Source organism: Pseudomonas sp. Pseusp10 (assembly GCF_059492225.1).
The window spans coordinates 2013851-2028446 of sequence record NZ_CP168528.1 but is presented as its reverse complement, the minus strand read 5'-3'; the positions used below and the strand labels follow the sequence as shown (position 1 = coordinate 2028446).

Below are 14596 nucleotides of genomic sequence, written 5' to 3'. Positions count from 1 at the left end.
GTTAGCCGACAGGGCGTTCAAACGCGCTCGATCGCCAAGGCCAGCCCCTGGCCAACGCCGACACACATGGTCGCCAAGCCTTTCTTGCCGCCGTTTTTTTCCAGCTGATGCAACGCAGTCAACACCAGTCGCGCGCCAGTCATGCCCAACGGATGGCCCAAGGCAATCGCGCCACCGTTCGGGTTGACCTGGGCCGCATCGTCCGCGATCCCCAGTTCACGCAGCACCGCCAGGCCTTGGCTGGCGAAGGCTTCATTGAGTTCAATCACGTCGAAATCGCTGACTGCCACGCCGAGGCGCTCGGTCAGTTTACGCACCGCCGGCACCGGGCCGATGCCCATCACCCGCGGCGCAACACCGGCGCTGGCCATGCCCAGCACTTTGGCACGGGCAGTCAGGCCATGCTTCTTCACGGCTTCGGCCGAGGCCAGGATCAACGCTGCGGCACCGTCATTTACACCCGAGGCATTACCGGCGGTGACGGTTTTATCGGGGCCGTTGACCGGTTTGAGTTTGGCCAGGGCTTCCAGGGTGGTGTCGGCGCGAGGATGTTCGTCCTGGCTGACCACGGTTTCGCCCGTCTTGTGGGCAATGCGCACTTCGACGATTTCTTCGGCGAAGAACCCGGCGGCTTGCGCGGCAGCCGTGCGCTGCTGACTGCGCAAGGCAAAGGCGTCCTGATCGGCGCGGGAGACCTGGTAATCGTCGGCCACGTTGTCGCCGGTCTGCGGCATCGCGTCCACACCGTACCGGGCTTTCATCAACGGGTTGATGAAGCGCCAGCCGATGGTGGTGTCTTCGAGCTTCATGTTGCGCGAGAACGCAGCGTCGGCCTTGCCCATCACGAACGGCGCACGGGACATCGACTCGACGCCACCGGCAATCGCCAGCTCCATCTCGCCGCTGGCGATGGCACGAAACGCGGTGCCGATGGCATCCATGCCCGAAGCGCAGAGGCGGTTAAGGGTCACGCCGGGAATGGTTTCCGGCAGGCCCGCCAGCAGCAGCGCCATGCGCGCTACGTTGCGGTTGTCTTCCCCGGCCTGGTTGGCGCAGCCGAGGAACACTTCGTCCACCGCGTTCCAGTCCACCGACGGGTTACGCTCCATCAAGGCCTTGATCGGCACGGCAGCCAGGTCGTCGGCACGCACCGTCGACAGACCACCACCGAAACGGCCGATGGGGGTACGAATCGCATCGCAGATATAAACGTCACGCATCAGGCTTCTCCAGGGGCTTGGCCGTGGGCGGCGGCGGTACGGGCTTCCAGATCACGCAGCGCGGTCAGCTCGACTTCGGTCGGCTCGGCGGTGGTTGCAACGCTGTCGGCAAAGCGAATCGGCCAACCGGTGGCGGCGACCACTTGCTCCCGGGTCACGCCCGGGTGCAGCGCGGTGACCACGAACTCGTGGGTGCCCTCCTCCGGCTCCATGGTGCACAGGTCAGTGATGATGCCGACTGGACCGGCGCCCGGCAGACCGAGACGCTTGCGCGAATCACCGCCCTCGCCATGGCCGACGGACGTAATGAAATCCAGTTTGTCGACAAACGAACGCGCCGATTGCTTGAGGATGATCAGCACACTCTTGGCGGAACCGGCAATTTCCGGCGCGCCACCGGCACCTGGCAGGCGAACTTTCGGTGCGTGGTAATCGCCGACTACGGTGGTGTTGATGTTGCCGAAACGGTCCACTTGCGCAGCACCGAGAAAACCAACGTCAATGCGCCCGCCCTGCAGCCAGTAGCGGAAAATCTCGCCGGTCGGGACCACGGTGTCGGCGGTTTCCGCCAGTTCACCGTCACCGATCGACAGCGGCAGTACGCTTGGCTTGGCACCGATCGGACCCGATTCATAGATCAGGACCACATCCGGCGAGGACGTCAGGCGCGCCAGGTTGGCCGCTTTCGACGGCAGGCCGATGCCGACGAAGCACACTGAACCGTTCTTCAAGCGGCGGGCGGCGGCGACGGTCATCATTTCATTGGTGGTGTAAGTCATTACTTCGCCTCCGAAGCGGCGGCCAGTTTGGCCTGGAACTCGCTGAAGTCAGCGCTGCCGTGGATGTATTCGTTGATCCACGCGGTGAAGGTTTCACGGTCGCGGGCAATCGGGTCCCAGGCTTGGTAGAAGCGGTTGTCGCGCTCGTTGTAGCCGTGGGCGTAGGACGGATGCGCACCGCCAGGCACGTGGCAAACCGCGCTCAAGGCCCAGGTTGGCAGTACACAGGAGTTCATCGGTGCATTGAGGTCGTCGACGATTTCCTCAACGGTGACGATGCAGCGCTTGGCGGCCAGCGCGGCTTCTTTCTGCACGCCGAGAATGCCCCACAGCAGCACGTTGCCTTTGCGGTCGGCTTTCTGCGCGTGAATCACGGTAATGTCCGGGCGTACCGAAGGCACGGCGGCCAGCACCTCGCCAGTGAATGGGCAGGTGACGGATTTGATCAGCGGGTTGACCTTCGGCAAGTCGGAACCGGCGTAGGCACGCAGTACCGCGAATGGCAGGCCGGAGGCGCCGGCGACGTAGGCATTGGCCAGGTCGGCGTGGCTGTGCTCTTCGATCTCCAGCGCATGCGGCCACTGTTTCTCCACCGCGTCACGCAGGCGATGCAGGGAGCCGACACCCGGGTTGCCGCCCCAGGAAAAAATCAGCTTGCGGGCACAACCGGCACCGATCAACTGGTCGTAGATCAGGTCAGGCGTCATCCGCACCAGCGTCAGATCTTTCTTGCCCTGACGAATGATTTCGTGACCCGCCGCCGTAGGGATCAGGTGGGTAAAGCCTTCGAGCGCGACGGTATCGCCGTCGTTTACGAATTGCTTCACCGCGTCGTGCAGCGAAAGGATTTCAGCCATGGGGCAGGCTCCCGTTTGTTGTTAACCGACAGTGGAAGAAGGCGCCGATGCGCAGCGCCGGAATGACTGAAGGTTAAGCCCCTGAAAAAAGCCAAACAATCCGATAATCGACTAAGCGTTCGATTATCGAACACATTGTTGTCTCGCTACCGATCCCCAAAAGCTTCGCGAGCAAGCCCGCTCCCACAGGTGACAGCGTATCCCTGTGGGAGCGGGCTTGCCCGCGAATGGGTCCTCAAACCAACACAAGACTCCGGATCAGGCTGTCATGTCGCATCCGCATGACTGACCATGCCCTTGATCACCACCGCCGTAGTCGCCAAAGCCGCCGGGATCACCAGCGCCGTCAGCACTTGCTCGAAGTTCCAGCCCAGCCCCAACAGCGTCGCGCCCATCCAGGCACCGAGGATGGCGCCGAAGCGGCCGATGCCGAGCATCCACGACACCCCGGTGGCCCGCCCTTGAGTTGGATAAAATCGCGCCGCTAGCGACGGCATCGCCGATTGCGCACCGTTGACGCACATCCCGGCCACCAGCACCAGAGTCGCCAGCAGCGCGATGTTGCCCAGGCTCTGTCCTACCGCGTAGGCAAACACCCCGGCCAGCAGGTAGAAAATGCCGATGACTTTGTGCGGATTGAACCGATCCATCGCCCAGCCCACGCCCACCGCACTCAGCACGCCACCAAACTGGAACAGCGCGCCAATGAAGGCTGCCTGCTCCATGCTCGCGCCACTGTCACGCATCAGCGTCGGCAGCCAGCTGGTCAGCAGATAAACGATCACCAGGCCCATGAAATAGGTCAACCACAACAGCAAGGTACCGGCGCTGTAGGTGCCGGAGAAAATCACCGCGAACACATTGCGCGCCTTCACGGTTTTCTGTTCCGGCACGCTGAAACTGGACGCCTGGGCCACCACTGTCGGGTCGATGGGTGCCAGGGTCTTGCGCACTTTGTCGGTGCCACGGTTACGGACTACAAGGTATCGCGCCGATTCCGGCAGCCAGAACAACAGGACCACAGCAAGGATCAACGGCAGAATCCCGCCGATCAGCAACAGGCTGTGCCAGCCGAACGCCGGAATCAGCTTGGCCGAAATGAATCCGCCGCCAGCCATGCCGAGGTTGAAACCGCAGAACATGCTGGTCACCAGCAGGGACTTTTTACGCTCCGGGGTGTACTCCGACAGCAGGGTCGTGGCGTTTGGCATACCGGCGCCCAAACCCAGGCCGGTCAGGAAGCGCAACACCAGCAATTGATCGACATTGGTACTGTAGGCCGAGGCCAGGCTGAAGGCACCGAACAACAGCACCGCACCGACCAGTACGACTTTTCGCCCGAAGCGGTCAGCCAATGGCCCCGAACCGAGTGCACCGAACACCATGCCGATCAGCGCCGCGCTCATCACCGGCCCAAGGCTGGCGCGATCGATGCCCCAGTCCTGCGACAGCGCTGGCGCGATGAAACCCATGGCCGCAGTATCGAGGCCGTCGAGGAAGACAATCAGGAAACACAGGATCACTACCCGCCACTGGTAGCGCGAAATGGGTTGGGCATTGATGAAGGACTGCACGTCGAGGCAGTTTCCTACAGCAGACTGAGGCTGGTTCATTATTTTTATTCCATGGATCACAGTCGAAAAGGAGCCAGCCAGGGCTGACGCAGCAGCGACATTAATGATCCACGGGAAACAGCGTCAATTCGCCAAGCGCGACTCTGTGCGTTTATCGAACACCTTAGGAGAACAGCTGGGTACTGAGGTCGCGGCTGGCACTCAGCAGCCCGGGCAGAAAACGCTGTTCCAGCTCATTGCGGCTGACTCGCCCGGCGTGGGTGCTGACATTGAGGGCCGCGACCACCTGGCCAGAGGCGTCATACACCGGAACGGCAATCGAACGCAGCCCTTGCTCGAGTTCCTGGTCGACGATACACCAGCCTTGCTGTCGCACCTCTTGCAGGCATTCGAGCAATGCCTCGGGGGTGTGAATCGTGCGGCTGGTCTTGGCCTGCAATTCGGCGTGGTCGAGGTATTCGCCCAGCGACGTGTCATCCAGCGCGGCCAGCAGAATCCGCCCCATCGATGTGCAATAGGCCGGCAAGCGCCCGCCCACCGACAGGTCCACCGAAATCAGTCGTTGAGTGGTCGCGGAGCGGGCGATGTACAGAATGTCATCACCTTCCAGCGTGGCCATGTTGCAGGCCTCGTGCAGTTGCTCGCTCATGCGGTCCAGGTACGGCTGGGCGGACACCGCCAGCGGCGTCGATGACACATAGGCATGGCCGAGGGTCAGCACTTTGGGCAGCAATGAATAGGTGCGGCCGTCGGTGGTGGCGTAGCCGAGTTTGATCAGGGTGTGCAGGCAACGGCGCACGGCGGCGCGGGGAATTTCCGTGCGGTGGCTGATCTGGGCGATGGTCAGGTGCCGTTTGCGCTCCTGAAACGCTTGCACCACGGCCAGGCCACGGGCCAGAGACGTCATGAAATCCGGGTCGCCGGTCAGTGCCTGGATCCGCTTGGCCGGTGAAGCAACGATGGGTGGAGCCACTGAAGCGAAGGAATTGCGCATTTGATCGTTCATACAAGGACCTTTTTCCCACTCGGATCAGCGACTATTACAAGGGGCTAGCGTCTGACGCTCAAGCCCGACCGGCCAACTCTGGGCGATTATCGAACGCTCGACCGATAATCGCAATCCGCCGTGTAAACCGCCAAATCCGCCGATGTGCGGTTTTTCGCCGACTCACTAACCTATGTCTACATCGTCTCGACCCAAGACTTAATGGCGCAATCTAATTACCGTAACTTGCTCGACTTAATGGCGTCAGAAAGGCATCGCAGCAACGTGGCATCAGTCGACGTTCTAGTTCATCGTAAAGTTTCGAGCAACAAAATGATCACACACCAAGATCCACTTTTAACTTTTTGGAGATAGTGTTCTTCAAATCGGCCGCTATAATACAATTCAGTAGCGCTTCGGTTTTTTACATACCGAACCCGCTTACCGGGCAAGGCGATGTTCCGTCGCCGTTGCCCGTAGCGAGCGCCAAACCCGCATTGCACAGCTTTGCCGGTGCGCTTGCTGAAACAGGAAACTGAAGCTACGACAGCTGTTTATCTCTGGTGCCGTGGCCGCCTGCGACATGGAAGCATTGATCACCCTGTTGCCTAAACGATGCCTTCCGGGCATTGCCCATTCGACGAACGTGATCAGTCGATTTGATGCAGCGCGTTTTCACCAGAATTAATCCCAACTCAATCAGGTAGCACTGTGACGAAAGACGAACTGCGCGCGGAACTAGAGCGCCAGGAACAACGTTACAAGGAAGTTTACGGCGGAGAAGTCACCACTTACGCCGCTCAACCCGAACCCGAACGCAAACCCTGGCGCAAACGCGCCACCGTTCAGGATCAGGTTTTCCAGCAAGAACTTCAAAAAATGGAAAAGGAACTCAAAGCCGAAGAGCCGTGACTGCTTCTGCCTGATCCTTACAAGGGCCTGCCTCTGCACCCGTTAAAAGCGGGATGTATCGATGTTGCCTTGCGCGCCCGCTACGAGCGGGCAGCGGCCATTACCGTCGTCGAATCCGGCAGATTTCCGGTATCTGACCTATTTCTCAGATTTTTCACACAACTTTTCAAGCCCCTCTCAGCGGGCCGTGAAGGTTTTGTGACAGTCTATTTTTTCAATAAAATCAATGACTTAAAAAACTCAGCAAAACCGTTGGTTTTCAGGTGCTGCGGCAAAAAAAATCGTTGAAGAATGTTACCGACGAGCAGCTAGTGCATTGATTCGCAGTCTTTTCTGGCATAATCGCGCCCCCTTATGACCGGGTCAGAAAACCTTCATGATCGATTTATTCAGCGGACTGGATGCTTGGGTGCTTGTGAGCCTCTTGCTCGCCCTGGCCTTTGTCCTCGCCTTCGAGTTCATCAACGGCTTTCATGACACCGCTAACGCGGTGGCGACCGTTATCTACACCAAGGCCATGCCGCCTCACCTGGCAGTGTTCTTCTCCGGTGTGTTCAACTTCCTCGGCGTGCTGCTGGGCGGGGTCGGTGTGGCGTATGCCATCGTCCACCTGCTGCCGGTAGAACTGCTGATCAATGTGAACACCGGTCACGGACTGGCCATGGTGTTCTCGTTGCTCGCCGCCGCCATCACCTGGAACCTGGGAACCTGGTACTTCGGTATCCCCGCCTCCAGTTCCCACACGCTGATCGGTTCGATCCTCGGTGTCGGCCTGGCCAACGCCCTAATCAACGATATTCCGTTGGCCGACGGGGTGAACTGGCAAAAGGCGATCGATATCGGCATGTCACTGGTGTTCTCGCCAATGGCAGGTTTCCTGATCGCCGCGCTGATCCTGATCGGTCTTAAATGGTGGCGTCCGCTGTCGAAGATGCACAAGACGCCGGAACAGCGCCGCAAGATCGACGACAAGAAACACCCGCCGTTCTGGAATCGCCTGGTACTGGTGATCTCGGCCATGGCCGTGAGTTTCGTTCACGGTTCCAACGATGGCCAGAAAGGTATCGGCCTGATCATGCTGGTCCTGATCGGTATCGTGCCGGCCCAGTTCGTCCTCGACCTGAACAGCACGACCTATCAGATCGAGCGGACTCGCGACGCAACCCTGCATCTGAGCCAGTTCTACCAGCGCAATTCCGAAACCCTGGGCGAATTCCTGGCCCTGGGCAAGAGCCTGGACGGCGACTTGCCGGAGAAATTCCGTTGCAACCCGCAACAGACCGAACCGACCATCACCGCCCTGCTCGGCACCCTCAAGGGTGTAGAGGACTATCACTCGCTGCCGGCGGAAAGCCGTATCGAAGTCCGTCGCTACCTGCTCTGCCTGGACGATACAGCGAAGAAAGTCAGCAAGTTGCCAACTCTCGGGGCCCGTGAAAAGGCTGACCTGGACAAGTTGCGCAAAGACCTGACCACAACCACTGAATACGCCCCGTTCTGGGTGATCCTGGCGGTTGCACTGGCCTTGGGCCTGGGCACCATGGTCGGCTGGAAACGCGTGGTACTGACCATTGGCGAGAAGATCGGCAAGCAGGGCATGACCTATTCCCAAGGCATGTCGGCACAGATCACCACTGCCAGCCTGATCGGCATGGCGAACATCTTCAGCCTGCCGGTTTCCACCACCCACGTGCTTTCCTCGGGCGTGGCGGGCACCATGGTCGCCAACAAAAGCGGCCTGCAAGGCGGCACCGTCAAAACCATCCTGCTGGCCTGGGTACTGACCCTGCCAGCCACCGTGGCCCTGTCGGCCGGGTTGTTCTGGCTGGCCTCGAAGGCACTTGGCAGCTAATAAGCAGCCAAACGAAAAAGGCGCGCTCCGCAAGGAACGCGCCTTTTTTATTGCCATAATTTTCGCCACACCACAAATCATTGTGGGAGCGAGCTTGCTCGCGATAGCGGCCTTGCAGTCAATATAGATGCTGAATGTTATGGCCTCATCGCGAGCAAGCTCGCTCCCACAGGGTTTGCGTGTATCGATAGAGTTTTACAGGCAAAAAAAAGGGCAACCGAAGTTGCCCAAAATGCCTTGCGTGCTCATTACACCCAGAAAGAACCACGGTTATTTCCGCTTCTGCGAATCCTTCCAGATAAAAAGTCCGAACCCTGCAAAAAACACGAACATGAGGCTGACAGTCAGCACTCCGGCGATCACCACGTTGTCGAAAAACATGACGCGTCTCCTGCACCTAGCCTGTTGCGATAGGGCTAAGTTAACCAAACGGGCAGGAGAGAATATTGACCGGGATCAATGTCGCCCGAGACTGGGCAAGAGGAAGGGGAAAATTTGACCCGCATCAATGAATGCGGGGGGACTTCAGCGCTTTTTCGGTTTGTTTTTCGGCTTTTTCTTTGCCTTGCCCAACGGCATGGCCTGCTCGAACGCCTGGCGGACTTCATTGAGCCGCTTGTCATTGAGGTCATGGATACGCTTGGCGCGTTCAGCGTTGAGGTCAATCAGTTTGTCATCTTGGCTCATGGCGGTCAGTGCATCGCTTGAAATGAATTTCAGCCACCGTAGCGTTCGGCAACCCTGCGCCAATAATGCGGCCTGACGGCCGCGCTGACCAGCCTGCGCTCAAATCTCGATATCGACCCACAGCCCCTGCCGCGGCTGATCTTCCATCAGCGGCGCCACCGGCACGGTGTTGTCGGCATTGAGTTCATCGCCGGGAATCGCCAGGTGCGCCTCGGGGTCATTGTCGGCCTCACGGCGGCGCCGTTCCTGCTCCTGCCTGCGGCGCTGTTCCTCGCGCAGCACTAACCCGTCTTCCTCAGGATTGCGCTTTTGCAGGTCAATGGTGCTTTCACTGGAGCTTTCCTGCACCGGCACCACCGGTGGAATATCCGGACGCTGGCGGATCGGGTCAGTCTGTGAAGTGATCGGCACGGCACTCAAGGGGAGCATCGGTGGCAGCATGGTTTTCGGTCTCCTGTCAGCAGGCTGTCGGCTGCGGGGATGGCGACTTGAGCCATCGGTCGCAAACTGTGACCCAATTGGCACTCATTAGTGCACTGAGCGGCGCGTCATGCACAGGTGGGCTAACGTATGACTGTGAGTTTTTCTGAGAGTCCTTTGGCCCTGAAGCGCTCATTCCGTTAAGATAGCCCGCTTTTTCAGGTGGGAGTCAGGCAGCATGGCGCAGCAGTATCAACCGGGGCAACGCTGGATCAGTGACAGCGAAGCCGAGCTGGGTTTAGGCACCGTTCTGGCACAGGACGGCCGCTTGTTGACCGTGCTCTACCCGGCCACTGGCGACACCCGCCAGTACGCGCTACGGAATGCGCCTCTGACCCGTGTGCGGTTTTCGCCGGGTGACACCATCACTCACTTCGAAGGCTGGAAACTGACCGTACGCGAAGTCGACGACGTTGATGGCCTGCTGGTTTACCACGGCCTCAACGGGCAGAGCGAAGTGGTCACCCTGCCGGAAACCCAGCTGTCGAACTTCATCCAGTTCCGCCTGGCCAGCGACCGTCTGTTCGCCGGCCAGATCGATCCGCTGGCCTGGTTCTCCCTGCGCTATCACACCCTGGAACACACCAGCCGCCAATTGCAGTCCTCGCTGTGGGGTCTGGGTGGCGTGCGTGCGCAACCGATCGCGCACCAGTTGCACATTGCCCGCGAAGTCGCCGACCGTATCGCGCCACGGGTTCTGCTGGCCGACGAAGTGGGTCTGGGCAAAACCATCGAAGCCGGCCTGGTGATCCATCGCCAATTGCTCTCGGGCCGTGCCAGCCGTGTGCTGATCCTGGTTCCGGAGAACCTGCAGCACCAGTGGCTGGTAGAGATGCGCCGCCGCTTCAACCTGCAGGTCGCGCTGTTCGACGAAGAGCGCTTCATCGAAAGCGATGCCAGCAACCCGTTCGAAGATACCCAACTCGCGCTGGTAGCGCTTGAGTGGCTGGTGGACGACGAGAAAGCCCAGGACGCACTGTTCGCGGCAGGCTGGGACTTGCTGGTGGTCGACGAGGCTCACCACCTGGTGTGGCACGAAGATCAGGTCAGCCCTGAATACTCGCTGGTCGAGCAACTCGCCGAAACCATTCCTGGCGTGCTGCTGTTGACCGCCACCCCGGAACAACTTGGCCAGGACAGCCACTTCGCGCGTCTGCGCCTGCTCGACCCGAACCGCTTCCACGACCTGCAAGCCTTCCGCGCCGAGAGCGAAAACTATCGCCCGGTGGCTGAAGCCGTTCAGGAGTTGCTGGATCAGGGACGCCTGTCGCCGCAAGCCCACAAGACCATCCACGGGTTCCTCGGCAACGAAGGCGACGCCCTGCTGGCCGCCGTCAACGATGGCGACACCGAAGCCAGCGCCCGCCTGGTGCGCGAGCTGCTCGACCGTCACGGCACCGGCCGCGTGCTGTTCCGTAACACCCGCGCCGCCGTGCAAGGCTTCCCGGAGCGCAAGCTGCACCCGTACCCGCTGCCGTGCCCGGACGAATACCTTGAGCTGCCGTTGGGCGATCACGCCGAGCTGTACCCGGAAGTCAGTTTCCAGGCCCAGCCGGATGCCAGCGAAGAAGAACGCTGGTGGAAGTTCGACCCGCGCGTCGAGTGGCTGATCGACCAGCTGAAAATGCTCAAGCGCACCAAAGTGCTGGTGATCTGCGCCCACGCCGAAACCGCCATGGACCTGGAAGACGCCCTGCGCGTGCGCTCCGGCATCCCGGCCACGGTGTTCCATGAGGGCATGAACATCCTCGAGCGTGACCGCGCCGCCGCCTACTTCGCCGACGAAGAGTTCGGCGCGCAAGTGCTGATCTGCTCGGAAATCGGCAGTGAAGGTCGCAACTTCCAGTTCTCCCATCACCTGGTGCTGTTCGACCTGCCATCCCACCCGGACCTGCTGGAACAACGCATCGGTCGTCTGGACCGGATTGGCCAGAAGCACATCATCGAACTGCACGTGCCATATCTGGAAACCAGCCCGCAAGAGCGTCTGTTCCAGTGGTACCACGAAGCGCTGAACGCGTTCCTCAATACCTGCCCGACCGGCAACGCCTTGCAGCACCAGTTCGGCCCGCGCCTGCTGCCACTGCTCGAAGAAGCCGACGATGGCGAGTGGCAAGCGCTGATCGACGAAGCCCGCACCGAGCGTGAGCGCCTGGAGGCCGAACTGCACACCGGCCGTGACCGCTTGCTGGAGCTGAACTCCGGTGGCGCGGGCGAAGGCGATGCGCTGGTGGAAGATATCCTTGAGCAAGACGACCAGTTCGCGCTGCCGATCTACATGGAAACCCTGTTTGACGCCTTTGGCATCGATAGCGAAGACCATTCGGAAAACGCCCTGATCCTCAAGCCGAGCGAAAAAATGCTCGACGCCAGCTTCCCGCTGGGCGACGACGAAGGCGTGACCATCACTTACGACCGTAACCAGGCGCTGTCTCGTGAAGACATGCAGTTCATCACCTGGGAGCACCCGATGGTTCAGGGCGGCATGGATCTGGTGCTGTCCGGTTCCATGGGCAACACCGCCGTGGCGCTGATCAAGAACAAGGCACTCAAGCCGGGCACCGTGTTGCTGGAACTGTTGTATGTCAGCGAAGTGGTTGCACCACGCTCACTGCAACTGGGCCGCTACCTGCCGCCGGCTGCCCTGCGCTGCCTGCTCGATACCAACGGCAACGACCTGTCGGCCCGCGTGTCGTTCGAAACCTTGAACGATCAGCTCGAAAGCGTGCCCCGTGCCAGCGCCAACAAGTTCATCCAGGCCCAGCGTGACCAACTGACGCCACGGATCAATGCCGGTGAAGCGAAGATCCTGCCTCGCCACACTGAACGTGTCGCCGAGGCGCAGCGTCGCCTGGCTGCCGATACCGAAGAAGAACTGGCACGTCTGACCGCGCTGCAAGCGGTCAACCCGACCGTGCGCGACAGCGAACTGGTGGCCCTGCGCAATCAACGCGAGCAAGGCCTAGCCATGCTCGACAAGGCTGCGCTGCGACTGGAAGCGATTCGGGTGCTGGTGGCGGGTTAATCCCCTTCTTTGCCCTGTTAAATAGAAGGCCTGCAGCGATGCGGGCCTTTTTGTTTACTTCAATTTCAGTAGTGCTGCTGATGGCCTCTTCGCGGGCAAACCCGCTCCCACAGGGATCTCATATGCACTGAAGATCCAATGTGGGAGCGGGCTTGCTCGCGAAGGCGATCAGGCAGTCACCGCAGAACCTTCAGGCTCAACCACCGCCACCAACCCTGCCTTCATCCGCTTGGCATCGCGCACAAAACAACGCGAAGCCAGGAACAGAAACACCACGGTGAGCAACAGCGCCACCGGAATCAGGTACATCGCGTCATGCAGGCCGACCGCCTTGAAGGCTTCGGTCATCTGTTCCGCCCCCGCCGCAAGCATCGCCGTGTGCGCAAAGTGATCCGACAAGGCCCCGACCACCACCGGCCCCAGGCCACCGCCCAACAGGTAGAGCCCGGCAAAGAACAGCGCCATCGCCGTTGCCCGCAACCGCGGCTCGACCACATCCTGAATCGCCGTGTACACGCAGGTGTAGAAGTTGTAGGCGAACAGCCAGCCGACACTGAATACAGCGACAAATACTCCGATTTCGATGCGCCCGGAATGCAGCGCCCAAGCAGTGCAGAGCGTCGAAATCATCAGGCTGAAGGCCGCAAACAGCAGGCGCCCGTTGGCGACCCGTTGGTGAATCTTGTCCGCGATCCAGCCCCCCAGAGTCAGGCCGAACAGCCCGGTCACGCCGACAATAACCCCGGTGGCGACCGCAGCTTCCTGCAATGGCATCAGGAAATACCGTTGCAGCATCGGCACCAGAAACGAGTTACAAGCATAAGTGGCGAAGTTGAAACACAGGCCGGCCATCACCAGCCACAGGAAGGTCGGCACGGCCAATACCCGACGGATCGGCCGATCGATCTTTTCCTGCGAAACCTGAACGCTCTCGGCAGCGCCGCGTTTCGGTTCCTTGATGAAAAACATGAAGATCGCGAGGATCAGGCCGGGCACCGCCGCGATAAAGAACGGCGCGCGCCAGCTATCGAAGGCCTTGACCATCGCACCGATGGTGAAGAACGCCAGCAACAGCCCCAATGGCAGCCCGAGCATGAAGATGCCCATGGCCCGCGCCCGGCGGTGAGCGGGGAATAAATCGCCGATCAGCGAGTTGGCGGCCGGCGCATAACTGGCCTCGCCGATGCCGATGCCCATGCGCACGATCAGGAAGCTCCAGAAACTGCCCACCATGCCGTTGACAGCCGTCAGCCCGCTCCACACCGCCAGCCCCCAGCCCATCAGTTTGCTGCGCGAGCCGGTATCGGCCATGCGCCCCAGCGGCAGGCCGGCAATCGCGTAGACGATGGTGAATGCCGTCCCGATGATCCCCAACTGGAAATCACTGAGGTGCCATTCCATGCGAATGGGCTCGATGATGATGGCCGGGATGGTGCGGTCGAAAAAATTGAACAGGTTGGCCAGGAACAACAGGAACAGAATGCGCCAGGCATTGGCCGCTTGGGTCGAGTTCTGCATGGGTCCGTCTCTTTTATTGTTTTTGGGGCGTCACTGCCCCCGGACTTTGCAATCTAGACAGGCCGGCCAAAACTGTCTTTCATTATTCGCCAGGCTGATACCAACCCATGGGACGCAACCTGTAGGAGCTTTCGCAGGGTGGGCATTTCGCAGTTCGTCCGGCCGATAAAAAATACCTTTCACCCCCCCTTCCCAAGCCGTTGGCGAAGCCTAGAATAGCGGCCTTGTTTCCCCCTGTGTCTCCACTCCTCCTTACGATAATCGCCCATGTCCGAAGCCAGTCCGTGTCTGAATTGCGGTGCCTGCTGTTCTCATTTTCGCGTGTCATTTTTCTGGGGTGAATGCGCTTCGTCCGGGGGGACGGTACCCGATGAGCTTGTCGAGCAGATCAGCCCCAGTCGGGTCGCGATGCTCGGTACCGGCTGCAAACCCGTACGCTGCACCAGCCTGGTGGGAGAGGTGGGCAGTACGGTGCAATGCTCGATTTACGAAAAACGCTCCAGCACCTGTCGGGAGTTCGAAGCGTCCTGGGCCGATGGCGTGGCTAATCCCGATTGCGACGCGGCCCGTGCCGCTTTCGGCTTGCCGGCCCTGCAACCCGTATTCGAGACGCCTCAGAAGCAATTCGCCTGAGTCATAGCACTAATCGCTATCAGGCTAATATCAAAAAGATTGGCATCAATGTGCCACTACCGCTTGCGCTCCAT

At 60.2% G+C, this 14596-nt stretch carries 13 protein-coding genes; 4 read left to right on the top strand and 9 right to left on the bottom strand.

What is annotated here, in order from left to right; all coding sequences use genetic code 11:
* Positions 1–17 precede the first annotated feature (17 nt).
* The 5 genes from pcaF to pcaR all read right to left on the bottom strand — a co-directional run bounded on the left by pcaF (position 18) and on the right by pcaR (position 5436).
* On the bottom strand, positions 18–1223 hold the full coding sequence (gene pcaF / locus ACEN8Z_RS09040) for a 3-oxoadipyl-CoA thiolase (protein ID WP_495598107.1): 1206 nt from the start codon (positions 1221–1223) through the stop codon (positions 18–20).
* Positions 1220–1999 (bottom strand): CoA-transferase subunit beta, encoded by a 780-nt coding sequence (locus tag ACEN8Z_RS09035; RefSeq protein ID WP_277535285.1) that lies wholly within the window; start codon positions 1997–1999, stop codon positions 1220–1222. Before ACEN8Z_RS09035 ends, pcaF begins: the two co-directional genes overlap by 4 nt.
* Positions 1999–2856, bottom strand: coding sequence for a CoA transferase subunit A (locus tag ACEN8Z_RS09030; RefSeq protein WP_008054173.1), 858 nt, complete (start codon positions 2854–2856; stop codon positions 1999–2001). The genes ACEN8Z_RS09035 and ACEN8Z_RS09030 overlap by 1 nt, the downstream gene beginning before the upstream one ends.
* Positions 2857–3122: 266 nt before the next feature.
* Positions 3123–4469 (bottom strand): 4-hydroxybenzoate transporter PcaK, encoded by a 1347-nt coding sequence (pcaK, locus tag ACEN8Z_RS09025; RefSeq protein WP_007998353.1) that lies wholly within the window; start codon positions 4467–4469, stop codon positions 3123–3125.
* A gap of 124 nt (positions 4470–4593) precedes the next feature.
* Positions 4594–5436: a pca regulon transcriptional regulator PcaR gene (gene pcaR, locus ACEN8Z_RS09020; protein WP_008016479.1), complete on the bottom strand. Its 843-nt coding sequence runs from the start codon at positions 5434–5436 to the stop codon at positions 4594–4596.
* A 690-nt stretch (positions 5437–6126) separates the two neighbouring features.
* Between pcaR and ACEN8Z_RS09015 the strand changes: the two genes are divergently transcribed.
* Together ACEN8Z_RS09015 and ACEN8Z_RS09010 are read left to right on the top strand one after the other, a co-directional pair.
* A complete protein-coding gene (locus ACEN8Z_RS09015) occupies positions 6127–6327 on the top strand; it encodes a hypothetical protein (protein ID WP_007986337.1) in 201 nt (66 codons plus the stop codon).
* A gap of 376 nt (positions 6328–6703) precedes the next feature.
* On the top strand, positions 6704–8179 hold the full coding sequence (locus ACEN8Z_RS09010; RefSeq protein ID WP_495597406.1) for an inorganic phosphate transporter: 1476 nt from the start codon (positions 6704–6706) through the stop codon (positions 8177–8179).
* Between the two features lie 270 nt (positions 8180–8449).
* On the opposite strand, the gene ccoM is transcribed toward ACEN8Z_RS09010, so the two are convergent.
* The 3 genes from ccoM to ACEN8Z_RS08995 form a co-directional block, all read right to left on the bottom strand.
* Positions 8450–8560, bottom strand: a complete 111-nt coding sequence (ccoM, locus tag ACEN8Z_RS09005) for a cytochrome c oxidase subunit CcoM (protein WP_007998356.1) — start codon at positions 8558–8560, stop codon at positions 8450–8452.
* A gap of 144 nt (positions 8561–8704) precedes the next feature.
* Entirely contained in the window at positions 8705–8866 is a 162-nt protein-coding gene (locus ACEN8Z_RS09000; RefSeq protein WP_007998358.1) for a hypothetical protein, read from the bottom strand.
* Positions 8867–8965: 99 nt separating this feature from the next.
* A complete protein-coding gene (locus tag ACEN8Z_RS08995; protein ID WP_007998360.1) occupies positions 8966–9307 on the bottom strand; it encodes a hypothetical protein in 342 nt (113 codons plus the stop codon).
* A gap of 217 nt (positions 9308–9524) precedes the next feature.
* Here ACEN8Z_RS08995 and rapA point away from each other — a divergent pair, with 217 nt between their 5' ends.
* Positions 9525–12371, top strand: a complete 2847-nt coding sequence (gene rapA / locus ACEN8Z_RS08990) for an RNA polymerase-associated protein RapA (RefSeq protein WP_495597405.1) — start codon at positions 9525–9527, stop codon at positions 12369–12371.
* Between the two features lie 168 nt (positions 12372–12539).
* Here rapA and ACEN8Z_RS08985 read toward each other — a convergent pair whose 3' ends face one another.
* Positions 12540–13889, bottom strand: a complete 1350-nt coding sequence (locus ACEN8Z_RS08985) for a spinster family MFS transporter (protein ID WP_495597404.1) — start codon at positions 13887–13889, stop codon at positions 12540–12542.
* Between the two features lie 267 nt (positions 13890–14156).
* Between ACEN8Z_RS08985 and ACEN8Z_RS08980 the strand changes: the two genes are divergently transcribed.
* Positions 14157–14522: a YkgJ family cysteine cluster protein gene (locus tag ACEN8Z_RS08980; protein WP_495597403.1), complete on the top strand. Its 366-nt coding sequence runs from the start codon at positions 14157–14159 to the stop codon at positions 14520–14522.
* Positions 14523–14596 lie beyond the last annotated feature (74 nt).

Excerpts from the sequence above, each read along its gene's own strand:
- ACEN8Z_RS09035 (WP_277535285.1), bottom strand. The coding sequence starts at position 1,999 with ATGACTTACACCACCAATGAAATGATGACCGTCGCCGCCGCCCGCCGC.
- ACEN8Z_RS09030 (WP_008054173.1), bottom strand. The coding sequence starts at position 2,856 with ATGGCTGAAATCCTTTCGCTGCACGACGCGGTGAAGCAATTCGTAAAC.
- pcaK (WP_007998353.1), bottom strand. The coding sequence starts at position 4,469 with ATGAACCAGCCTCAGTCTGCTGTAGGAAACTGCCTCGACGTGCAGTCC.
- pcaR (WP_008016479.1), bottom strand. The coding sequence starts at position 5,436 with ATGAACGATCAAATGCGCAATTCCTTCGCTTCAGTGGCTCCACCCATC.
- ACEN8Z_RS09010 (WP_495597406.1), top strand. The coding sequence starts at position 6,704 with ATGATCGATTTATTCAGCGGACTGGATGCTTGGGTGCTTGTGAGCCTC.
- ccoM (WP_007998356.1), bottom strand. The coding sequence starts at position 8,560 with ATGTTTTTCGACAACGTGGTGATCGCCGGAGTGCTGACTGTCAGCCTC.
- ACEN8Z_RS09000 (WP_007998358.1), bottom strand. The coding sequence starts at position 8,866 with ATGAGCCAAGATGACAAACTGATTGACCTCAACGCTGAACGCGCCAAG.
- ACEN8Z_RS08995 (WP_007998360.1), bottom strand. The coding sequence starts at position 9,307 with ATGCTGCCACCGATGCTCCCCTTGAGTGCCGTGCCGATCACTTCACAG.
- rapA (WP_495597405.1), top strand. The coding sequence starts at position 9,525 with ATGGCGCAGCAGTATCAACCGGGGCAACGCTGGATCAGTGACAGCGAA.
- ACEN8Z_RS08985 (WP_495597404.1), bottom strand. The coding sequence starts at position 13,889 with ATGCAGAACTCGACCCAAGCGGCCAATGCCTGGCGCATTCTGTTCCTG.
- ACEN8Z_RS08980 (WP_495597403.1), top strand. The coding sequence starts at position 14,157 with ATGTCCGAAGCCAGTCCGTGTCTGAATTGCGGTGCCTGCTGTTCTCAT.